At 65.9% G+C, this 22,288-nt stretch carries 19 protein-coding genes and 2 pseudogenes; 8 read left to right on the top strand and 13 right to left on the bottom strand.

Annotation, left to right across the window (positions count from 1 at the left end; translation table 11 throughout):
- Positions 1-53: 53 nt before the first annotated feature.
- From ASE22_RS02755 to ASE22_RS02745, 3 genes are all read right to left on the bottom strand, one after another.
- Complete coding sequence (locus ASE22_RS02755) at positions 54-1,631, bottom strand: amidase family protein (protein ID WP_162248269.1); 1,578 nt, start codon at positions 1,629-1,631, stop codon at positions 54-56.
- 126 nt (positions 1,632-1,757) lie between these two features.
- Positions 1,758-3,167: an amidase gene (locus ASE22_RS02750; protein WP_056356256.1), complete on the bottom strand. Its 1,410-nt coding sequence runs from the start codon at positions 3,165-3,167 to the stop codon at positions 1,758-1,760.
- Positions 3,168-3,172: 5 nt separating this feature from the next.
- On the bottom strand, positions 3,173-3,433 hold the full coding sequence (locus ASE22_RS02745; RefSeq protein WP_156397378.1) for a hypothetical protein: 261 nt from the start codon (positions 3,431-3,433) through the stop codon (positions 3,173-3,175).
- A 378-nt stretch (positions 3,434-3,811) separates the two neighbouring features.
- On the opposite strand from ASE22_RS02745, the gene ASE22_RS02740 reads away from it, so the two are divergent.
- The 4 genes and pseudogenes from ASE22_RS02740 to ASE22_RS26610 all read left to right on the top strand — a co-directional run.
- Positions 3,812-4,753 carry an SDR family NAD(P)-dependent oxidoreductase gene (locus tag ASE22_RS02740; RefSeq protein ID WP_082545723.1) on the top strand — a complete coding sequence of 314 codons (942 nt, stop codon included), beginning with the start codon at positions 3,812-3,814 and terminating at the stop codon, positions 4,751-4,753.
- Positions 4,754-4,905: 152 nt separating this feature from the next.
- Entirely contained in the window at positions 4,906-6,510 is a 1,605-nt protein-coding gene (locus tag ASE22_RS02735) for an AMP-binding protein (protein ID WP_056354613.1), read from the top strand.
- A complete protein-coding gene (locus ASE22_RS02730; RefSeq protein ID WP_056354610.1) occupies positions 6,503-7,672 on the top strand; it encodes an acyl-CoA dehydrogenase family protein in 1,170 nt (389 codons plus the stop codon). Before ASE22_RS02735 ends, ASE22_RS02730 begins: the two co-directional genes overlap by 8 nt.
- Before the next feature lie 270 nt (positions 7,673-7,942).
- Positions 7,943-8,062: pseudogene (locus ASE22_RS26610) on the top strand (IS3 family transposase); the annotation flags it as partial.
- Positions 8,063-8,065: 3 nt separating this feature from the next.
- Here ASE22_RS26610 and ASE22_RS25995 read toward each other — a convergent pair.
- The 10 genes and pseudogenes from ASE22_RS25995 to ASE22_RS02685 all read right to left on the bottom strand — a co-directional run.
- Positions 8,066-8,176, bottom strand: a pseudogene (locus ASE22_RS25995) (IS5 family transposase); the annotation flags it as partial.
- 77 nt (positions 8,177-8,253) lie between these two features.
- Entirely contained in the window at positions 8,254-8,664 is a 411-nt protein-coding gene (locus ASE22_RS02725) for an SgcJ/EcaC family oxidoreductase (RefSeq protein WP_056356254.1), read from the bottom strand.
- 55 nt (positions 8,665-8,719) lie between these two features.
- Positions 8,720-9,442 (bottom strand): glutathione S-transferase N-terminal domain-containing protein, encoded by a 723-nt coding sequence (locus ASE22_RS02720; RefSeq protein WP_056354606.1) that lies wholly within the window; start codon positions 9,440-9,442, stop codon positions 8,720-8,722.
- A gap of 21 nt (positions 9,443-9,463) precedes the next feature.
- Positions 9,464-10,192 carry a hydroxyacylglutathione hydrolase gene (gloB, locus tag ASE22_RS02715; protein WP_056354603.1) on the bottom strand — a complete coding sequence of 243 codons (729 nt, stop codon included), beginning with the start codon at positions 10,190-10,192 and terminating at the stop codon, positions 9,464-9,466.
- Positions 10,193-10,624: a VOC family protein gene (locus ASE22_RS02710; RefSeq protein WP_056356252.1), complete on the bottom strand. Its 432-nt coding sequence runs from the start codon at positions 10,622-10,624 to the stop codon at positions 10,193-10,195.
- 142 nt (positions 10,625-10,766) lie between these two features.
- Positions 10,767-11,534 (bottom strand): SDR family NAD(P)-dependent oxidoreductase, encoded by a 768-nt coding sequence (locus ASE22_RS02705; protein WP_056354600.1) that lies wholly within the window; start codon positions 11,532-11,534, stop codon positions 10,767-10,769.
- A gap of 37 nt (positions 11,535-11,571) precedes the next feature.
- Positions 11,572-13,278 carry a dihydroxy-acid dehydratase gene (ilvD, locus tag ASE22_RS02700; protein WP_056354597.1) on the bottom strand — a complete coding sequence of 569 codons (1,707 nt, stop codon included), beginning with the start codon at positions 13,276-13,278 and terminating at the stop codon, positions 11,572-11,574.
- A 70-nt stretch (positions 13,279-13,348) separates the two neighbouring features.
- Positions 13,349-14,335 (bottom strand): DUF6081 family protein, encoded by a 987-nt coding sequence (locus tag ASE22_RS02695; protein WP_056354592.1) that lies wholly within the window; start codon positions 14,333-14,335, stop codon positions 13,349-13,351.
- On the bottom strand, positions 14,332-15,111 hold the full coding sequence (locus tag ASE22_RS02690; RefSeq protein ID WP_056354589.1) for an SDR family NAD(P)-dependent oxidoreductase: 780 nt from the start codon (positions 15,109-15,111) through the stop codon (positions 14,332-14,334). The genes ASE22_RS02695 and ASE22_RS02690 overlap by 4 nt, the downstream gene beginning before the upstream one ends.
- Positions 15,112-15,193: 82 nt before the next feature.
- On the bottom strand, positions 15,194-16,159 hold the full coding sequence (locus tag ASE22_RS02685; RefSeq protein WP_056354584.1) for a zinc-dependent alcohol dehydrogenase family protein: 966 nt from the start codon (positions 16,157-16,159) through the stop codon (positions 15,194-15,196).
- A 272-nt stretch (positions 16,160-16,431) separates the two neighbouring features.
- Here ASE22_RS02685 and ASE22_RS02680 point away from each other — a divergent pair, with 272 nt between their 5' ends.
- The 4 genes from ASE22_RS02680 (at position 16,432) to ASE22_RS02665 (ending at position 22,280) form a co-directional block, all read left to right on the top strand.
- On the top strand, positions 16,432-18,726 hold the full coding sequence (locus ASE22_RS02680) for a TonB-dependent receptor (protein WP_056354581.1): 2,295 nt from the start codon (positions 16,432-16,434) through the stop codon (positions 18,724-18,726).
- 163 nt (positions 18,727-18,889) lie between these two features.
- The gene (locus ASE22_RS02675) at positions 18,890-20,209 is read left to right on the top strand and encodes an MFS transporter (protein WP_082545724.1); all 1,320 of its coding nucleotides are present in this window, start codon (positions 18,890-18,892) and stop codon (positions 20,207-20,209) included.
- A complete protein-coding gene (locus ASE22_RS02670) occupies positions 20,209-20,916 on the top strand; it encodes a glutathione S-transferase N-terminal domain-containing protein (protein WP_082545725.1) in 708 nt (235 codons plus the stop codon). The genes ASE22_RS02675 and ASE22_RS02670 overlap by 1 nt, the downstream gene beginning before the upstream one ends.
- 35 nt (positions 20,917-20,951) lie before the next feature.
- Complete coding sequence (locus ASE22_RS02665) at positions 20,952-22,280, top strand: replication-associated recombination protein A (protein ID WP_056354578.1); 1,329 nt, start codon at positions 20,952-20,954, stop codon at positions 22,278-22,280.
- Positions 22,281-22,288: the final 8 nt, after the last annotated feature.

Here is a 22,288-nt window from a genome sequence, read left to right as displayed (position 1 = left end):
TGGGCACGGTCTTTGCCGCCGGTCCAGTCGAACCGGCGGCGCGTCTCCGGACCTTAGCCGAGTAGAGGAGAAACGAACTTCCTATCCAGGGCTTCTTCCAGCGCGATGGCAGCCGAAACGCAGCCGAAGTCGTCCTGCTTGCGGCCGACCACCTGCAAGCCAACCGGCAGGCCGTCGGCAAGGCCGCACGGAATCGAAATGGCCGGATGACCCGAATAGTTGAAAGGGAAGGTGAACGGGACCATCGCGAACCAGCCCGAATGATGTTCGCCGATGCGACAGCTTCCCTCGATCCCATTTGGGCCCCCAGGCCGGCCGCATTCGGGCCCGCGGGTGGGGCTCACCCGATAGAGCCGCACGTCCGGCGGAAAGGCAAGTTCGGCCTCGTGCGCGGTGATCGGGGATGTCGGCGTCAACAGGAAGTCATATTCCTCCATCAGTCGATTCATCCGCTCTATTACCAATTTTTGCTCGGCCAGGCCGATTTCCATCTCCTCCGGCGTGACGTCCTTTCCTTCTTCGAACCATGCCTGGAGCACGGGGAGGAGTGTGTCGAGCCTGCCGCCGGTCTTCGTTAGGGCCTTCTTGCGTGCGCCAGCCGCGAACATGGGCGCCAATCTGTCGAAAGGATCATGGTCGAACGGCGCATCGATCGAAATCAACGTCGCGCCAAGATTGCGGAACCGATTGATCGCACCGCGAAAGGCGGTAGCTACGCCGGGCGATGTCCGCAATCCATAGCCGAACCAGTCGGTGAACCCTATTCGCTTGCCCTTGAATAGGTCGGGTTGCCGCCTGGTATAATCGACGCCGTCATAGGGCAGCGCATAGGGGTCCGAGGCATCCGGCCTGGTCAGAAGATTCATGATGAACGGAATGTCGGAGGCGCGCCGCACGAAAGGGCCGGTCGTGGTGGACGAGGCCACGGGCGGATAGAGCGGAATCCGGCCGAAACTCGCCTTCACGCCCACCACGCCGCAATGCGCGGCCGGGATACGGATCGACCCGCCGGAATCACCACCGATCGCCAGGGGCACCATGTCGGCGGCGACGGCGGCACCCGAACCGCCCGAAGATCCCCCCGGCGTTTTCGAAAAGTCCCAGGGGTTTCGGCCGATCCCGTACAGGCCGCTGATGCACGACGCCAGCGAGGCGAGCTCGGGCTGCGTGTTCTTGCCGATCAGGATTGCGCCCGCTTCCCGCAAGCGCGCTATCGCCGGCGCATCCCGGTCGCCGGGCGGCATGTCACGATTGACCGTAAGCCCCTGCGGGCTGGGCATGCCTCGGGTCAGCGAACTGTCCTTCGCCGAAAAGGGCAGGCCATCGAGCGGTCCCATCGGACGTCCGGCGGCCCAACGGCGTTCGGATTCCGCCGCGGCGGCCCGGGCGCCCGCCGGATCGGTGAAGAAGAACGCGTTGATCTTCGGATTGAGGACTTCGATCCGTTTGAGGACGTGCTCCATGTAGGCGACGGGGGAAAGCCTGCCAGTACGAAAGGCGCCGATTATCTCCTGAACGCTCAAATTGGCTGGGTCGACATTTGCCGGTGCTCTGGATGCCAGCGCCTTTGCTCCGGGGGCGGCAAGCAGCAGCGCCGAGGTTGCGGATAATAGACACTCTCTGCGGTTCATTCGACAGTCCTTCCTATCGTCGAGCAGGCAGCGGATGGCCGCCATCAGAAAAATGGTCCGGCGACCCCTTGGCCGGTTCGGTGCGCCGGCGGGTGAAGGGCCATGGCACCTGAGGGCGTCCTCGGGTCAGCGGTGGTGGGCCCCTGTCGCGAGGGGCGGGATAATAAGGTGCCAGTCGGTCGCTTGCTGATAGGCGTCACCGACCTGGACGAGCAGCGTTTCATCGAACGGCCGTGCGCCCAATTGCAGTGACAGCGGGAGCCCCTCGGCGTTGAAGCCCATCGGGACGGTCAGCGCCGGATTGCCGACAGCGTTCCAATAGGCCGTGTGAAGAACGCCGATAAGGCTCGCGGCGCCCTCCTTTTCCATCCGTGAGAGTAACGTCGCCGCCTGTGACGCGCCCGGCGTGGCGATCACATCGACGCCGGTGAACAATGCTGCGAGCTCGCGCTGCGCAACGCGTCGCGCCCGTTGCGCCTGAACATAGTCGGCCCCCGAGAAAAGCGCGCCAAGGCCGAGAAGCCGGCGCGAACCGGCGAAATAATCCGTCCAGCGACTTCGCAGGTCCGGCAGGTGATATGCCATGCCTTCGCATGTCTGGATCAGGAATGCTGCGGCGCTCATCTCGTCATAGAGCGGTAGTACGATCTCCACGACCGTGGCGCCGAGCGTCGCGAGCACCGCAATAGCCGCCTCGAACGCAGGACGGACGGCTGGATCGTCGCCAGGACCGAAGAGGTCCCGCGCGACGCCGACGCGCACGCCGGCTAGAGACCCATGGGCGCTGGCCAAAAAGTCAGGCACCGGCAGATCGACAGCATAAGGGTCGCGCTCGTCGCCTCCGGCGATCGCCTGAAGGAATACTGCGCAGTCGCGCGCCGAGCGGGCGAGGGGCCCCACATGATCCATCGAATAGCCCATGGGTGTGCAGCCGGCATTGGGTACCCGACCGAAGGTCGGCTTGAGTCCCGATACGCCGCAGAAGATGGCCGGCAGGCGGATCGACCCGGCCGTGTCGGTGCCCACCGCCCCGAGCATCATCCCCGATGCTACGCCCGAGCCGGACCCGGACGACGAACCGCCGGCATATCGTTCTGGGTTCCACGGGTTGCGTGGGATAGGGAAGGGCTTGTCGTGATCGGGAATGCCACAGGCGAATTCCATCGTGGTCAGCTTCCCGGTGATCACCGCGCCGGCCGCCTTGAGCCGTTCGACGACGATCGCGTCGCGGCCCGCGCCCCATTCGGGGTCGAGCACGAGCGACTGCGCGGTCGTCGGCCCCTCGGCCATCGCGACGATGTCCTTGATGCCGATGGGGATGCCGTGCATCGGCCCGCGGTCGATGCCCGCGGCCAGATCGCGGTCGGCGGCTTCCGCCCGGCCGAGCGCATATTCGTCGAAGCGGGTCAGATAGACACCGAGCCGGGCATCGAGCGCGTCGGCCTGGGCGAGCGCCCGCCGGGTCAGCGCGACGCTGGTGGTGGACCCGTCGCGCAGCGCGCGGGCAGCGCCGGTGATGGTGATGGCACCGCCCATCGCGCTCACCATTTCTTGAGTTTCGGCGCGGCCTGGAAGGCAAGGGCCGGGACCTCGTAACGAGCCTGCGGCACGGTATAGAGGGCTTCGATGGCGGGCCGGAACATCGCATAGGTCACGATCAGCTCGTCGCGATCGGCAGGTTCCGGATGAAGGCCGGCGGCGGCGAGCATCGCATCGACGATGGTCGCCATTGCCGCATCGTCCTCATCCGGGATGGCACCCGATGCGGGGGTTCCGGTCTGGTCGGTGGTCGAGGAGGTCAAGGCCGGCTCCTGTTGCTCGCAGCACCCGGTGGAGGCGACCTGGCCGATAGTGGCCAATATGGTCGCAACGTTCGCCGGTTCACCGCTCTCGCCGGCGGATGGGTATCTCCGGCCGGGCGGGTGCAGCCTAGTTCGAGCTCCCCTGTTGCGTCAACCATACTTTATAGGATTATAAACATAGTGCGACGTCGGCCGATAGATCGTCATTGCCTATGGCCGAGGAGGAAGGCGTCGACCATCCATCACCGACTTAGCAGTTCGGCCACATACTACCGACTGGCCAATCTTATCATTATAACTATAGTTATATTTTATCCTTGTAAGTTTAGAGTGATTCCGGATAGGGGTGCGTCTTCGGATTGAACGAGGAGGGGTTATATGGGCTTGCTTGATGGGCGGGTTGCGATCGTGACGGGCGCGGGCCGGGGCATCGGCCGCGAGGAAGCGATCGCGTTAGCTCGAGAGGGGGCCAAGGTGGTCGTCAACGATCTCGGCGGCGGTTGGCAGGGCGCCGGCTCCGACAGCCGCCCCGCCGATGAGGTGGTCGAGGAAATCCGCGCGTTCGGCGGAGAGGCGGTCGCCAATTTCGACAATGTCGCGGACGAACAAGGCGCGCGGGATCTGGTCCGCCAGGCCGTCGATACGTTCGGCGACCTGCACATCCTGATCAACAATGCCGGAATCCTGCGGGACGCAATGGTTTTCAGCGCCGACGTCGCCGAATGGCGTCGTGTCGTGGACGTTCATGTCCTCGGCCACTTCCTGATGACGCGCGAAGCCACCGCCTATTTCCGGGATCAGAGCAAGGCCGGGGTGCAGGCTCGCCGGGCGATCGTCAACACGACCAGCGAATCCGGCCTGTTCGGCAATGCTGGCCAATCTAACTATAATATGGCGAAGATGGGGATCGTCGGGCTCACCGTCACCGCGGCCAAGGAAACCGCCAGATATGGCGTGACGGTCAACGCCATCGCACCCAGGGCGCGGACCAGGCTGACCACCGCGACCTTCGAAGGCACGGCGAGGGCTGGCGAGTTCGCCGAGGCCGCGGTCAAATTCGACGGCATGGATCCGGCCAACATCGCGCCGTTCGCCGTCTTCCTCACGACCGATCATGCGGCGGACGTCACCGGCCAGACCTTCATTGTTTATGGCGGGGTCGTCGCGCACGTCCGGCTGCCGCACCTTTCCGACATGATCGTGAACGACGGCCGCTGGACCCAGGCTGAACTGGCGGCGCGAAAAGATGAGCTTTTCAAGGAGGTCGGGCCGTCGGCCTATGAGGGGCCGCGCGGCTATGCCAGACTGCCGGCGCAGTGACGTCCGCCATCAACGATAATGTGACTCGCCCCGGAAGGGCGGCAATGCAGGATGTCGCATGATCGAGAAACGGAGCCGCCCCCGCTCGCAAGGACCGGGGGCGACCGTTCCTCTCATCGCATCCGGGCTCCGAACCAGGAGAGGTGGTTAGAATGAGCAACGCGTACGACAGCCTGCCCGAACGCGACACACCTGTCCGCGCCTTGATGCGCGGCGCAACGGCCTATGCGGACCGCCTGCTGCTCCGGACGAGCGATGCGGAGTGGACGCACGGCGCGTTCGCGACCCGCGCGGGTCGCATCGCGACCGGGCTGATGGAACTCGGGGTGCGCCCGGGAGATTTCGTCGCGACCATGCTGGACAATAGTGTGGACTGCGCCGCCACCTGGTTCGCGACCGCGATAGCGGGCGCGGTGCACGTGCCGCTCAATACCGCCTTGCGTGGCGAATTCCTGCGCCATCCCCTGCGCGCGACGGGCGCCCGTTTCCTGATTGCGGAGGGCGACTATCTTCCCCGCGTCCCCGGTGTCGCCGATGGCGGGCCGGAGGTGCTGATCAGTCGCGGCCCCGTGCCCGATGGGGGGCCACGGCCCGCCGCCTATCTCGCCGAACTGGAGCGGGACCGCGAGCTTCCACCCGTGGATGCCGACCCATCCGCGCTGATGGGCGTGTGGTATACCGGCGGCACGACCGGCCCGTCCAAGGGATCGATGCTGAGCGGCAACCAGGTGTGCGAGGCGGCCAAGAGTGCCCTTCGCCTGACTAAGCGCGGGCCCGACGACCATCTCTACACACCGTTGCCGCTCTTCCATTTCAATGCCACGGCGACGACCCTCGTCCCTTCCGTGTTGATCGGCGGCAGCGCCACGATCGCAGAGCGCTTCTCAGTTTCCCGCTTCTGGCCGGAGGTGCTGGAAAGCCGAGCCACGATGGTCACGCTGCTCGGTTCGATGGTCCACCTCATCGCCCATATGGAGGAGACCGAGGAGATGCTCCTCGCCAAGGGGCAGCTCCACACCGTCTGGGCAATCCCCTTCGCGCCCGAACTCATCGACATCTGGAAGAATCGCTTCGGGGTCAGGACGCCCGGTGGAGCCGCCTATGGCCAGACCGAAACGGGCTTCATCGCCTCGACGGTGCTCGGGGAAGATGTGCCGGTCGGGGCGTCCGGCCGCGAGACCGATCTGTATGAACTGGCGATCCTCGACGATGAGGATCTCCCCCTGCCCGCGGGAACGGTGGGGGAGATAGCGGCCCGGCCGCGCAAGCCCGACGTCATGTTCAAGGGCTATTGGGGCCAGCCAGCCGAGACGGTCGCCTGCTTCCGGAACCTTTGGCACCATACCGGCGACCTGGGGCGCATCGACGAAAATGGCTGGCTGTATTTCGTCGACCGGAAGGCCGACTATCTTCGCCGCCGTGGCGAGAACATCTCCTCGCAGGAGTTGGAATCCGCCTTTCTCCTCCATCCGAATATCCACGAGGTAACCGCCTATGCGGTGCCGAGCGAGCTGGCGGAAGACGATGTGAAGATCACGGTGGTGCTCGAGCAGGGAGCGGGGCTGACCGAGGAAAGCCTGTGCCATTGGGCGTTCGAGAATGTGCCCCGCTTCGCCGTGCCGCGCTACATCGAATTTTCCGACGACCTGCCACGAAGCCCCACAGGCCGGGTCCTGAAGCGGGATCTGCGGGATCGGCACCGGACCGACCAGTGCTGGGACAGGGAACGCGCTGGTCTGGAGTTGCCACGTGGATAATGTTCCCAACGAAGCCGAACTCGAGGCGATCCGCGAGGGCGTTCGCCCTGTCGTCGCCAGTTTCGACGACGAATATTGGCTCGCGCGTGACGAGGACGGCGATTTTCCGCACGCATTCCATAGCGCGATGGCCGAAGGCGGATGGCTGGGCATCACCATGCCCGAGCGGTTCGGCGGGGCCGGGCTGGGCGTGACCGCGGCGGCCGTGATGATGCGGGAAGTCGCCAGCTATGGCGGCGGGATGGCGGCCGCGTCGGCGGTGCACATCAACCTGTTCGGGCCGCATCCGATCGTCGTGAAAGGCACGCCGGAGCAGCAGGAGCGCTGGATTCCACGGCTGATCGCGGGGAAGGACAAGTGCTGTTTCGGCGTGACCGAGCCGGACGCCGGCCTCAACACGACGCGGATCAAGACCTTCGCGGAGACGGCCAAGGGCGGCTATGTCGTCAACGGTCAGAAGGTGTGGACGTCGACCGGACAGGTCGCGAACAAGATCCTGCTGCTGACGCGCACGACGCGGATCGAGGACTGCCGCCGACCGACCGACGGCATGACGATCTTTTACACCGATATGGATCGCGCCAAGATCGACGTTCACCGCATTCCCAAAATGGGCCGCAAGGCGGTCGATTCGAACGCGATCTTCATCGACGGCCTGTTCGTTCCGGAGGAGGATCGCATCGGCGAAGAGGGCCGCGGCTTCGATTATCTGCTGCACAGCCTCAATCCGGAGCGTATCCTGATCGCTTCGGAGGCGATCGGCATTGGCTATGACGCGATAGGACGTGGCGCGAATTATGCGCGCGATCGGGTCGTCTTCGACCGGCCCATCGGCATGAACCAGGGCATCCAGCATCCGCTGGCCGAACGCTGGATGTACCTCGAAGCGGCGTGGCAGACGGCGCTGCGCGCGGCGGCGTTATATGATCGCGGCCTGCCGTGCGGCGCGGAGGCGAACACCGCCAAATTCCTCGGCGCGCGGGCCGGGCATGATGCGGCCTGGCAGGCGGTGATGACCCATGGCGGCTTCGGCTATGCCAAGGAATATCATGTCGAGCGCCTGTTCCGCGAAGTGTCGCTGACGAGGCTCGCGCCGATTTCCGAGCAGCTCATCCTGTGCTTCATCGGCGAGAAGGTGCTCGGACTCCCCAAGAGCTACTAACCGCGAAGACCAGGCGATTTTCCGTGCGGATTAGGGCTTCGCTCGGTCTCGCCCGGTCCAAGCGCCAGCCGGTGGCTGATCGGACCGTCGGGAGGGCGTGGATCGGATGCTCGGACAGACGGTGGAGGAGCGGCAGGCCGCCACGATTCTCTCGCGAGCGGAGACGCGCTGGGTGCTCGGCCTTCTCCTCGTCGCGAAAGCGTTCGTTTTGGTGTGCGGGCAATGTGCCGGTCGCTATGCAGCCGAGTGGCTATTATGCATGACAGAAGGTCGATGCAGTGCCGGCAGACCACCGATGTGGTGCTGCAGGCGCTGCACATTGCAGTATGGCGGCGCAAGCCGAAGCAGCGGGCGCTGATCCACTCGGATCAGGGCTCGCAGTTCACCAGCATGGTTGCGGTCGACGAAAACGATGCCGCTCAGCACCCGCCGGTCGTCAATCCTCGGCTTGCGGTGGCTCTTGGGAAAATACGGCCGCAAACGCGCGATCTGCTCATCCGTCAGCCATTACAGGTCGCTCGTCCTCGGTCTCCTCACGGAGCTGAATCAGATCGCGCCTCTCACATCAATGGGCCCTGATCCTAAATCGCGCCCAGTTCCTTCCAGGCCGCAAGTTCACCGTCAGAGATTGTGAGTGTTATGCGCCAGTGGCCGTCGGAGCGGCGTAGAACGTAGATATGGTCCCATGCAGCGATCGTTTCTGCCCCTTTGCCGAGCATACGGTAGGCCATGCGGGCCTCGACGACCTGCGGGTAGAGCAGGGTGGCGGACAGGAGTTCGCCCACCGGCGTGACGACGCCCTGCTGGCGATAGAAATCGAGCAGGGTGACGACATGATGGCGGAAGGCCTGCCGGTCCATGGCGAAATTCCCGGTCGGCGAAGGGAACAGGCCGACCGGCTCCCACAGTTCCGCGATCGCGTCGGCATCGTTGTTGGCGAAGGCCTCGACATAGCTGGCGAAGAAGGCGGCGATCTCGGTGTCGGTCGTCATGATGATCCTTTTCATTAGGGGCCCATAGTGCGGGCTTCGATGATACGAGCGACGCTCAGGGGGCAGGCCGGGCGCGCTGGTTGAACAATATGCCGCGCCGCCGCTCCGCTTCCTCGGGCGAGAGCTTGGCGGGATCCTCGGGCGGGCCCGCCGTCAGGGCAAGGCCGCGCTGCACGGCGGGGCGGGCGGATACCTCATCGAACCAGCGCTTCACATAGCGGAACTCGTCGAGGTCGATGCCCTGCTGCCGCCATCCCATAGTGTAGGGATAGGCCGCGATGTCGGCGATCGTATAGTCGTCACCGGCGACGTGGCGGCGATCATGGAGCCGGTTGTTGAGCACGCCGTAGAGCCGGTGTACCTCGTCGTCGAAGCGCCGGCGGGCATAGCTCTGGTCGCCCGCGCTTTCCGGCACCTGTGCGAAATGGCCACGCTCGCCGAATTTGGGCCCCTGGTTGGCCGCCTGCCACACCACCCACTGAACGACTTCATAGCGGACGCGGGCATCGTCCTGCGGCCAGAAGCGCCCCTCCTTTTCGGCGAGGTAGAAGAGGATGGCTCCGGATTCGAAGACGCTGAGCGGTGCACCGCCGCCTTTGGGTTCGGTGTCGACGATCGCGGGCATGCGGTTGTTGGGACTGATCGCCAGAAAGTCGTCGGCGAACTGGTCGCCGCGGCCGAGGTTCACGGGCACGATCCGGTAGGGGATTCCGAGTTCCTCGAGCAGGATGGCGACCTTGATGCCGTTGTTGGTCGGCCAGTAGTGGAGGTCGATCATCGCGGTCTCCCGATGCGCGAACTAGCCGCGGAAAACATCTTTGGCGGCCCGGCGCGACGCGAACGCCGCGACGGTCGCCGCACGCAGGAAGGGGTTGGTGTCGCGTTCGGCAGCGATGGTGGTCGGGACGGTCGGTCGTCCCGCGGCCCGCGCCGCGTCGATCGCCAGGCTGCGTTCCGCCAGCGTCGCATTGTCGGGTTCGACCGTGACGGCGAAGCGGGCGTTGCTCTGGGTATATTCATGCGCGCAATAGACCGCCGTATCCGGCGGCAGGGCCGCCAGCCGCCGCATGTTCGCGAACATCTGTTCGGCCGTTCCCTCGAACAGGCGGCCGCAGCCCAGCGCGAACAAGGTGTCGCCGGTGAACAGAATTGCGGCGTCGGGCAGATGATAGGTCAGATGGACCTTGGTGTGGCCGGGCGTCGACAGGACATGGCCTTCGAAGGCACCGATCCCGACCCGGTCGCCTTCGCCGACGATGCGGTCCACGCCGGGGATCGGATGCTCGGGATCGTCCGGGGCTATGATCCGGCAGCCGGTCGCGGCCTTGATCCCGGTATTTCCCCCGACATGATCGTCATGCCAGTGGGTGTTCCAGATCTGCGAGATGCGCCAGCCGCGCAGCGCGGCTGCTGCGAGGACCGGGGCATCGACCGCCGGATCGACGACGACGGTCTCGCGGCTCGCCGCGTCGTGCATCAGCCAGACATAATTGTCGGCCAGAACGGGGACGCCGACGACCTCCAGCACCTACCAGCTGCCCTCGTTCGACATTGAAAGCCAGGGTTCCTGCGGCGGCAGCGGTTTCTTCTCGGCCTGGACCAGTTCGATCGAGATGTCGTCGGGCGTCTTCACGAACGCCATGACGCCGTCGCGCGGCGGTCGGTTGATGACCACGCCCGCATCGGAAAGATGCTGACAGGTATCATATATGTTGTCGACATAGAAGCAGAGGTGGCCGAAATTGCGGCCCTTGCCGTAATCGCGCTCGTCCCAATTGTGGGTCAGCTCGATCTGGGGGCCGTCTTCCTTGCCGATCACGGCCAGGAAGTAGAGAGAGAAGCGGGCTTCCTCATTGTCGTGGCGATCGACCTGCTCGAGGCCGAGAAGCCGGAAAAAACGAAGCGTCTTCTCGGGGTCCGAGATCCGCAGCATCGTGTGCCAATATTGCGTAGCAGCCATGTCGAACGGGTCCTCCAGCGCGGCAGCGGCCAGGGCGGGGGCCGGCGCGGCGGCCCCACCCGGCATGCCGGGGCGATGTCGGTGGATCTAGCGTGAGGGCCCCGATAAGGTCAAGATATATGATATCTTTTGGAGAAGATTGTCAGTCCATATTGAGGTGGAGCCCGGCGTCGAGCATCAGCACTGCGCCGGTCATCAGCGATGCTCCGGCGACCAGCCAGTGGATGTCCGCCGCGACATCGGCGGTGTGGCCGACCTTCTTGAGCGGGGCACGGTCGCGCTGGATGGCGGCGCGCCGTTCGAACAGCTCCGGATCGAGCCGCTGCACGAAACCGTCGGCGACGAGCGCGGGGCAGACGGCGTTGACCCGGACTTCGGGCGCCAGCACGCGCGCCAGCGACAGGGTGAGCGTGTTGGTCGCACCCTTCGACGCGGCATAGGCTATGGACGAGCCCGTCCCGGTGATCCCGCCATAGGAGGAAACGATCACCACCGCGCCCCGCGCAGCGCGCAGCGCGGGCGCGCAGGCGCGGACGATCTGGAACGGGCCGGCGGTGTTGACCGTGGTGCTGTGGAGGAAGTCGTCGAGGGTGAGTCCGTCGAGGTCATGTTGCGGCACCATCCGCGATGCGCCCGCGCTGCTGACCAGCGCGTCGATCCGCCCGAAACGGCCCATGGCGGCCTCGGCCATGCGCCGGCAGTCGGCGTCAGTGCCGACGTCGCCCCGCACCGCCAGGCCCTCCAGGCCGGCGGCCGAAGCCTCGTCGACCAGCGCTTCAGCGGCTAGGGTCTCGTTTTCCAGGAAGTAGTTGACGACGACGTTCCAACCCTGCGCGATGAAGTGGCGCACGGTCGCGGCGCCGATCCCGGATGCACCGCCGGTCACCAGCACGACCTTCGCCTCGGTCATGCGATGCTGCCGTTCGCGGTCCGCTGTGCCGGGCTGTTCAAGGATCCATCTCCCATATCACGTTGCCGCTATGGGTTACGGCACCCTTGTTCGCCGGTCCAACGATGGCCGCATATTTTTCGAGCAGCCCTCCTTTCGGACGTGCACGGGCGGGGCGGGGCAGGGCGCTGCGCGCTTCCAACTCTCCGTTAGATAGTTCGACCTGGAGTGTGCCGATGCCGTCGCGCGCGTCGATCGCGATGATATCGCCGTCCTGGACCAGGCCGATCGGCCCGTCGCTGGCGGCTTCGGGCGAAATATAGCCGATGCACATGCCGCGCGTGGCGCCCGAGAAGCGGCCGTCGGTGATGAGCGCGACCTTCTCCCCCATGCCCTGACCATAAAGCAGTGCGGTGATGCCGAGCATCTCGCGCATGCCAGGACCCCCGCGTGGTCCTTCGTTGCGGATGACGATGACGTCGTCGGCGGCATAGGCCATCGCCCGTACGGCGGCGAGGCATGCCTCCTCGGATTCAAAGACGCGGGCGGGGCCGCGATGCTCCAGCTTCTTCAGGCCCGCCGTCTTCAACAGCGCTCCGTTGGGCGCCAGATTGCCCTTGAGGACGGTGACGCCGCCCGAGGGGGCGATCGGGGCGCTGCAGTCGCGCACGACCGCGCCGTCCGGCGCGCAGACCTCGGCCAGGTCCTCGGCGAGCGTCCGTCCGGTGACGGTCAGGCAGTCGCCGTGCAGATAGCCGCCGTCGAGCAGCGCCTTCAGGATCACGGGTGCGCCGCCGATTTCGAACACGTCCTTGGCCAGGAAGCGGCCGCCGGGCTTGAGGTCGGCGATCAGCGGGGTGCGGGCGAGCACTTCGGCGACATCGTCCAGATCGAAATCGATGCCGGCTTCGTTGGCGATTGCCGGAAGATGAAGCGGCGCGTTGGTCGAGCCGCCGGTGGCGGCGACCACGGCGCAGGCATTTTCAAGCGCCTTGCGGGTAACGATGTCGCGCGGCAGTGGTCCGCCGCCGAGCACCGCCTGCATCAATATCTTGCCGGCCTTTCGGGCCATCGGGGCGCGGGCGGCATAGACGGCCGGGATCATCGAGGAGCCGAGCAGGGCCAGGCCGATCGCCTCCGACACCATGCCCATGGTGTTGGCGGTATATTGGCCCGCGCAGGCGCCGGCGGTCGGGAGGCAAGCGCGCGCCATGTCCTCCAGCTCCGCCTGCGTCGCCTCGCCCGCCAGGACCCGGCCGATCATCTCATAGGTATCGACGATGTTGACGTCGCGGCCGGCGAGGTGGCCGGGCAGGGCGGCACCGCCATAGAGGAAGACCGAGGGAACGTTGCAGCGCACGATGCCCATCATCAGGCCGGGCATATTCTTGTCGCAGCCGCCGACCGCGAGCACGCCGTCCCATTGATGGCCGCGAACGGTCGCCTCGACGCTGTCGGCGATCAACTCCCGTGAGATCAGCGAGAAGCGCATGCCCGAATGCGCCACCGACAGGCCGTCCGACACCGACACGACCGGGGTTTCGTGGGGGGTTCCGCCGCCTGCATAGATGCCGGTCTTTGCGTGGAGTGCCTGGTCTCGCAGCGTGGTGTTGCACGGGCTCATCTCCCCGCCGGTATGGACGACCGCGACATGGGGGCGCTGGAGATCCTCGTCATCCTCGCCCAGGGCGTAGAGGAAGCTGCGCGTGGTCGTGCGGACCACGCCCTCGCGGATGATCTCCGACCGGAATCTGCGGCTGGTCATGTGGGTCCTCTCCCAGAAAAGATATCATATATGTTGAGTCGAATATGGCCGCTGCCGCTGCCCGTTCGGCCTAGAGATAGGAGACCGAATGGCTCCGGATTCGCAGCGCGGCGCCCTGGCCGAACAGTCGGCTGTTCTGCAGGCTGTCGGGGTCGACATAGTCCTGGGGGTGCGGCGCCCCGCGTTTCGTGTCGAAGAACATCGGATAGCCGTAGAGATCGACGAGGCCAGGGCCGCCATCGAGCGAGCCGTCCATGAGCGTGTACAGGCCGAGCCCGCATTCGAGCTGGTTCAGCCGCACTTCCTGCTCCTCCCCACCGACATCGATGGCCATGTGGCGGCGATCGAGCCGGCGACCCACCCGGTCGACCTCGAGAACGAGCTTCCCGTCGACCAACCAGCGCGCGGTGTTGGCATCGTAATCATAGGCGATGGCGAGCCTGTGCCAGTCGTCCGGCGCCCGCGCAGCGACCTGCATCCCGAAGGAGAAGGCGGCATAGTCGCCGAAGGTCGCACGGGCGAAGGGCGCGCGTTCATAGACGGCGAAGATGCCCTTGTTGGTCAGGAAGAAGCCGAAGACGACGTTCGATTCCTGATCGAGATTGAACAAGGCGGGCGCGCCGAGCCGGAAATCGTTGAGGGGATCGGCGACCGCGTCGCCGAACGGGTGGCCTTCGGTGCCATAGGTGCAGCCGCTCATCAACGCCTCGACCTGAAGCGACCTGCCGGCCGGGGTGTCGAAGCCGGGCACGCCCCCGGCGGAGCGCCGGTCGACCGAGGCGAACCATTTGACGTGATCGAGCACGCCGGGGATCTCGGCTTCCGGAGGGGCCGGCGCGCGCGTCTGGGTGAAGGCCGGTTCGCCGGAGACCGGATGGACGCCTTTCGGAACGATGGTGAGGCCGTCGCCGTCGCTGGTGAAGATGGCATCGTCGGGACGGAATTCCCCGGCTTCGAGCTGTTTCCACGCCGCGTCGTTGCCGCCGATGTCGATGCCCGCGGCGAAATCGTCGAACCAGAGGAGGTCGGTGCCGGCCCGGCGCTTGCCTGCCGTCATACCGGCACCCGGATCGAAATGCCGCCGTCGACGACGATGGTCTGGCCGGTGATGTAGCTCGCCTGGTCCGATGCGAGGAAGAGCATCGCATAGGCGATGTCCTCGGGCTCGCCGAGCCGGCCGGCGGGGATGGCGGCGGCGACGGTGGCCTGTTGCTCGGGCCCACCCATGGCGCGGGTGGCATCGGTCAGGATCACGCCGGGTTCGACGCCGTTCACGGTGATGCGATCAGGCCCATATTCGATCGCCGCGCCCTTGATGAAGCCGTTGAGGCCGGCCTTGGACGCGCCGTAATGCACCATTGTCGCGGCCGAGAAACGCGGGCCGCTGAGCGAGGAGGTGAACAGCAGGCGCGGCGAAGGCGAGGCGCGCAGGATCGGCGCGGCGGCCTTGGTCAGCCAGAAGGCGGCCTTCAGGTTGACGTTGAGGGTGTTTTCCAGGTCCTCCTCGGAAATGTCGTCGACGGTGGCGAAGGGGAACACCCCGGCATTGTGCACCACGATGTCGATGCGACCGAACAGGCGGGCGCTTTCCTCGACCAGCGAGTAGGATGCGGCGCGGTCGGCGAGGTCGACGGCGACCAGTCGGGCGCTGCCCCCTTCCGCCTCGATCAGCCGGACGGTTTCCTCGCCCGGCGCGGCGGTGCGGGTCGCGACGACGACATGGGCCCCGGCACGGCCGAAGACGCGGGCGATCTCGCGCCCGATGCCGCGTCCGGCGCCGGTGACGATGGCGACCCGATCATGCAGGCCGAACGGCAAACTGGCTTCTGTCATAGTCCCGACTCCATGGGGGAGAGTTGATCGATCTTCGGCGCGGAGCACCGTCGCGCCAAGAGGGGGCAGTGGTGAGGCGGGATCATGGCCTTGCGTCCGGCCGGAGGATGATCTTGCCAAAGGCCTGGCCGGCGTCCAGCCTGCGGTGCGCGGCAACGATGTCGGTCATCGGCAGCACCGAATCGATGACGGGTTTTATCCGCCCCGCCGCCATATGATCGAACAGGACGGCCGCCTCCGCGGCGACCCGTTCGGGCGTGGCGGAATTCAGGCTGAAGGCGTGCACGGACGGCGATGCGTGAAAATGCTCGACCAGCTTCATGCCGAAGTCGGCGGGCGGCAATCCGCCCACGCCGCCGCAGAAGAGGTAATGGCCGTTGGTGGCGAGCCTGTCGAAGAAGCCGGGCAGGTCCGGCCCGATGATCGTGTCGACGATGACCTCGAACTTGGCGGCGCCGCCCAGATCGTCGTCGAGCCGGTTCCAGATCGACGCGGCGCCCAGCGCGAGAAGGCGTTCGCCACGGTCGCTGGAGGAGGTGCTTGCGACGACGGTGCCGCCCCGCAGCGCCGCATATTGGACGCACATCATGCCGATCCCGCCGCCCGCGCCTCGCACGAGGACATGGGCGCCCTCGGCGATCGGCAATCGGGCGATCGCGCCTTGCGCGACGAGCGCGTTGAGACCGGCGGCGACGGCATCCTCGCAGGATATCCGGTCGGGCAGCGCAATAAGTTCGTCCGCCGGCAGCTCCAGCCGCTCGGCGCAACCGCCGCCCTGCCGCAACACGGCGAAGACGCGCTTGCCGCACCATGCGCCGTCGACGCCGTCCCCGGTATCGATAACGGTCCCTGCCACTTCATAGCCGGGCGTGAAGCCGGGACATGATGCCAGATAACTTTCACCACGCCGCGCCGCCGTATCCATATAGCCCAGCCCGATCGTCTCGATCGCTACGACGACGGTGCCGGGGCCGGGTCGCGGGTCTGGGGCATCGACGATTCGTAGCGCTTCAGGTGGCCCGAATTCGGCAATCCATACGAGCTTCATGGCGGTCTCCACAGGTTCGTGCTGGGGGCGAGTCGATGCCGAAACCCGCGAGCCGACCCCGTCATATCCGCTGCGAATATGCGCCGAAGTACGTTTCATAGACAAGAGATATATGACAACTTGACGAGTGAAACATATATGATAACTTCATGGTTGCGCACCTCGCTTCACTGGCCGAAGCGTTCCTTCGAAACGCACGGCCAGTCGGGCATTCAGCCTCGGGTGGGCAGGAGAACCGTGCCATCGAGCGCGTCGAGAAGGGGGATAGAACAATGAAGTCCAAGCGTTACCTGGTTGGCTCGTCCGTACTCAGCGTCGCTACGCTGCTCTCCGTCCAGCCGGCTCTGGCCCAGGCGACCGCTCCGGCGGATTCGGGTCTCAACGAGATCGTGGTGACCGCGCAGAAGCGCGAGGAGAACATCAACAAGGTCCCGATGTCGATCACCGCTGCAACCGGCGAGCAGCTCCGCAGCGCCGGCGTCACCCAGGTTCGTGACCTGGTGAAGATCACCCCCGGCCTGACCTATGCGGACTCGGGCGTCGGCACCCCGGTCTACACGGTGCGCGGCATCGGTTTCAGCGACATCGCGCTGGCGGGCCGGCCGACGGTCACGGTCTATGCGGACCAGGCACCGCTGCCCTTCAGCAGCGAGGCGCGCGGCGTCGGCCTCGACCTCGAGCGGGTCGAGATCCTCAAGGGCCCGCAGGGCACGTTGTTTGGCACCAACTCGACGGGCGGCGCGATCAACTTCATCGCCGCGAAGCCGACCAGCGACCTCCAGGCCGGTGCCGATTTCAGCTATGGCCGCTTCAATGCGCATCAGATCGGCGGCTTCGTCAGCGGTCCGATCAGTTCCACGCTCAGCGCGCGCATCGCGGTCCAGCATGACGGCATGGACGCCTGGCAGAAGAGCTACACCACCGACCGCAAGCTGGGCGTGCAGGATTTCTGGAATGGCCGCCTGACCCTCGACTGGACCCCTAGCGACCGGCTGAAGACCAGCTTCACGCTGAACCGCTGGATCGACCATTCGGACACGCAGGCGCAGCAGTTCATCGCCTATCGGCCGACGACGCCCGCCCCGGTTCCCGAACTGGCGGCCTATCCCGTCGCGCCCCACAATGCGCGCGCCGCTGACTTCGATACCGACAAGAGCTATCGCAAGGACAACGATTTCATCCAGGCGAATTTCCGGGTCGATTACGACGTCGCAGACGATCTGACCCTGACCTCGCTGACCTCCTACAGCCGGTACAGCGAGAACCAGCTTGTCGACCTCGACGGCACCACGGTGAACAACAGCTTTTTCCAGACGATCGGCCGGCTTCGCTCGATCTCGCAGGAGTTGCGCCTGTCCGGTTCGATCGCGGATCGCGGGCATTTCACGATCGGCGCCAACTATGCCGACGACGACACGAGCGAGATCAACCCGACGTCGAGCCCGATCTCCTCGGTCTCGAACCTGTTCTCGGGCCTGCTCGGCGTCCCGCTGCCGGTGACCTTCACCACCTCGACCAACCAGGATTCGACCACCAAGGCGATCTTTGCCAATTTCGACTATGACCTGACCGACGCGATCAACGTCTATGCCGGTGGCCGCTATACCGATTTCAAGACCAAGTTCTCAGGCTGCGCTGCCGACAGCGGCGATGGCGTTGCGGCGACGATCTTCTCGATCCTCAACGGTTCGCCGGTCCTGACCGGCCAATGCTTCACCGTCACCGAGGCGGGGACGGCGGGCATCGTGCGGTCGACCCTGAAGCAGGATAATTTCTCATGGCGCGCCGGTGTCCAGTGGACGCTCGCCCCGCGTGTGCTGATCTACGCCAATGTCAGCAAGGGCTATAAGGCCGGCAGCTTCCCGATCGTCCCGGCGAACAGCTTCCTCTCGTTCAACCCGGTCACCCAGGAATCGGTGCTGGCCTATGAGGCGGGGTTCAAGGCGGGGCTGTTCAACCGCGCGCTGCAGCTCAACGGTGCGCTCTTCCACTATGACTACAAGAACAAGCAGGTGCTGGGCAGCGTGGTGCTGCCGGGCGTGGGCAGCGTCCTTCGGCTGCTGAACATCCCCAAGTCGCGGGTGAGCGGTGCCGAGCTTGAGATCACGGCGGCTCCGGTCGACGGGCTGAAGATCTCGGCCGCGGGCACCTACATCAGCTCGAAGGTTTCCAGCTCCTTCGTCAACGTCGACCCGTTCGGCACGCCGGGCGACTTCAAGGGGCAAGCCTTCCCCAACACGCCGAAGTGGCAGTTCACCTCGGACGCCGAATATAAGTGGCCGGTCGGCGAGCGGTTGAACGCCTTCCTGGGCAGCAATGTCAGCTACCAGAGCAAGACGAACAGCCAGTTCGGCGAGCTCGCGCTGTTCACGACCAAGGCCTATGCGCGGCTCGATCTGCGGGCCGGGATCGAGGCGGACGACGGCAAGTGGCGTGCCTCGATCTGGGGACGCAACGTCACGAACACCTATTATTACTCGTCGGCCACCTATGTGCAGGACGCCATCGTCCGCTACATGGGCCAGCCAGTCACCTATGGCGTCTCGCTGTCTTTCCGATATCGTTGATGCCGAAGCCGGGCGGCGTTCCGTACGGCAGGCCGCCCGTCACCGCGCCTGGCTTGTCACTGAAGACTAGCGGCACTGGGCCGCGAGCGGATCGACGGGAGCCGCTCGCGGCCGCTTCGTTGGACGAAACGGGCGGGCGATCCGCCGATGAGGGAATATTCGCATGGCCAGACCCTCTCATCCGGCGTCGCCCGAACCGGTTCGGTCGCTGCACCGAACGACCGGGCGCGGCGCGATATTGGCCTTGCTGGCGCTGATCGTCGGATCGTCCTTCTTCTGCCGCATGACCCTGAACTCGCTGCAGCAATCCCTGCAGGCGGGGATGGGGCTGAGCGACAACCAGGTCGCCTTGCTGCTGGGCAGTGCTATGGCGGTTCCCGCCGTCATCGGCGGCATTCCGGTCGGCCTTCTGGTCGATCGGTTCAACCGGGCCCGGCTGATCATGGTCTTCTGCCTGCTCAGCTTCGCCGGGACCTTGGTCACGGCGCTGAGCGACAGCCTGACCCTGCTCTTCGCGTCGCGCGCGCTGATCGGCTTTTCGACGGCGGCGGTGTCGATCACGGTGCCGTCGCTGCTGGCGGACCTGTTCCCGCCGTCGCGGCGCGGGCGCGGCAGCATGATCTACGGCATCTCGCAGGTCGGCGGCATGGCCGTCGCGTTCGCGGTGGGCGGGGCGCTCGTCACGATCCTGCCCGCGACCGACCTGTGGCGGTCGGGCGCGCTGATCATGAGTGTCCCGTTGCTGCTCGTCTTCCTGCTCTCGCTGCTGCTGCGCGAACAGCCGCGCATGGAGATCGCGCGGGAGCGGCCCAGCCTGGCCGTATCCGCCATCGAGCTGTGGACCTTCCGACGCATGATCCTGCCGCTGTTCGGCGGTGTCGTGGCGATCAGCGTCGCCGACGGCGCCACCTTGGTCTGGGTGGTGCCCACGTTGACCCGCACCTTCGGGATGAGCGCGGCCTATGCCAATGGCGTTATGGGGATCGCGCTGGTGGTCGGCGGTTTGCTCGGTCCGATCTTCGGCGGACTGGCCGCCGATCGCAGCCTGGGTTCGGGGGGCGTGGTACGCGCGATGAGCCTGCTGGCGCTGCTGGCGGGCGCGAGCGTGCTGCTGGGCCTGTTCGCGGTCGCGCCGGGATCGGCGCTCGCCAGCGTCTGTCTGACCGCATTTCTGCTGGTCGGCAGCATGGTCATCTCGGTCTCGCTCACCCTCATCACGGTCCTGCTCCCCAATGAATTGCGCGGGTTCGCGGTGTCCGTACTGGCCGTCGTGCAGATCCTGCTGAGCGCCGGTCTGTCACCCAGCCTGGTCAGCATCGTTGCGGCGGGTATCGGCGGCCCGGCAAATGTGGGGACGGCGCTCGCGATCGTCTGCGCGGCTTCGAGCCTGGTGTCTGCGATCGCCTTTCTGGTCGGGCGGCGCGCGGAGAAGCGGCAGCCCACGCAGCTTCGGTCGATCATGGCGGGCGCGGCCTTCCATTGATGTCGGACATCACCCTGTACGAGATCGGCGTGGCGGACGGATCGTCGGCCAGTCCGTTCGTCTGGCGGATCAAGTTCGCGCTCGCGCGCAAGGGGCTGGCCTATCGGTCCGAGATGCTGGGCCTGACCGACATCCCGAAGCTGTTCGACGGACGCTTTGCGACAGCACCGATCATCGACTTCGGAGATCGGCAGATGAACGAGAGCCTCGCCATCGCCGATCATCTCGACGCAGCCTATCCCGATCGGCCGGCGATCTTCGCTTGTGCGGCCGAGCGGGCGATGGTCGGCTTCTTCGACAGGTGGCTGCTGCAACTGATCCTCACCCATGTTCTGCCGATCTACATGCTCGACGCGCATGACGGCTCGACGCTGAAGGACCGGAGCTATTACCGGCAATCGCGCGAGGCGTTTTTCGGCCGGACGATGGAGGCGATCGTCGCCGACCGTGACGAGCGGCTGCCCGAGCTGCGCCGCGCGTTCGATCCGGTGCGCGAGACGATCGCCGGCCAGGCCTTCCTTGGCGGGCAGGAACCGAACTTCGCGGACATGTGCCTGCTCGGCCTGTTCATCTTCATCGGCACGATCGCGACGCTGCCGCCGCTCGTCGCCGACGATCCTTTGATCGGCTATGTCGAACGCGGCCTGGCCGCCTTCGGCGCGGAGACGGTTTCCCTTTCGCTGAACCTCGGCGAGAAGGCGGCCTAGCCCCGATGGGCGGGGCGGGAATCGCGGGACGTGCCATGAATCTGTTCACCGATGATGAGCTCGCTTCCGGCTCTTCCCCCACCATCGAGGCCAGGCCGCTGGCCGAACGGCTGCGCCCGACGGCGATCGAGGAGGTCGTCGGGCAGGAGCATCTGACCGGCGCCGACGCGCCGCTCGCCCGCATGATCGGCGCGGGGCGGCTGGCGTCGATGATCTTCTGGGGCCCGCCGGGGACCGGCAAGACGACGCTGTCGCGCCTGCTGGCCGATCTCGTCGGAATGCGCTTCGTGGCCTTTTCCGGCACCCATGTGACGGTCGCCGAACTCAAGGCCGCCTATGCCGAGGCGCGGCGCCAGCTGGGTGAAGGCAAGCGCACCGTCCTGTTCCTCGACGAAAGCCACCGCGCGGCGCGGAACATCACCGAGACGCTGTTACCGGTCATGGAGGACGGCACGATCATCGCCATCCTCGCCACCACCGAGGCGCCGTCGTTCACGCTCGCCAAGGGCATCACCTCACGCGCCCGCGTGCTGACGCTAAATTCGCTCGATGCAGACGGCCTTGCGAAGCTGCTGGCGCGGGCCGAGGATCATGTCGGGGCCCGTCTCGCCCTGACCGAGGAGGCGCGGGCCGCGCTGTTCGAACAGGCCGGCGGCGACGGGCGCTATTTCCTCAACATGGTCGAAGACCTGCTGGACGCGCCGGCTGAGGAGCCGCTCAACCCGGACGATCTGCGACGGATATTGTCGCGGCGCATCGCCAATTACGATCGCCAGGGCGACGGCCATTACGAACTGGCCAGCGCATTCCAGAAGTCGATCCGGGGCAGCGACCCGGACGCGGCGCTCTATTATGGCGCGCGGCTGGTGCAGGCAGGTGAGGATCCGCGCTTCATCCTGCGCCGGTTGCTGGTGATGGCGTCGGAGGAGGTCGCCATGGCCGACCCCACCATCCTGGGCGTGGTGACCGCTGCGCTCGACGCCTTCCAGCATGTCGGCATGCCCGAGGCCAAATATGCGCTGGCACAGGCCATCGTCGCTGTCGCCACGGCGCCCAAGTCCAACGCGGTCTACCTGGCCTGGAAGAAGGCGATGGCGCTGGCCGAGGCGACGCCGAACATGCGGCCGCCGAGGCGCATCCTGAACGCGCCGACCACGCTGCACCGGTCGCTGGGCTTCAAGCAGGAATATGAATATTCCCATGACTGGCCCAACGCCTTTTCGGCGCAGAATTATTGGCCGGACGAGCTTGGCCGCCACCAATTCTACGCGCCGAACGCGCGTGGCTTCGAGGTGACGATCAAGCGGCGGGTCGACCATTGGAACGGCCTTCGCGAGGAACGTGATAGCGTCGAAGGCGACTGACCTTCCGG

The organism is Sphingomonas sp. Root720 (assembly GCF_001428605.1).
Classification (GTDB): Bacteria; Pseudomonadota; Alphaproteobacteria; order Sphingomonadales; family Sphingomonadaceae; genus Rhizorhabdus.
Note: the sequence above shows the minus strand (reverse complement) of the source record. Positions and strands in the feature narration are given on the sequence as shown.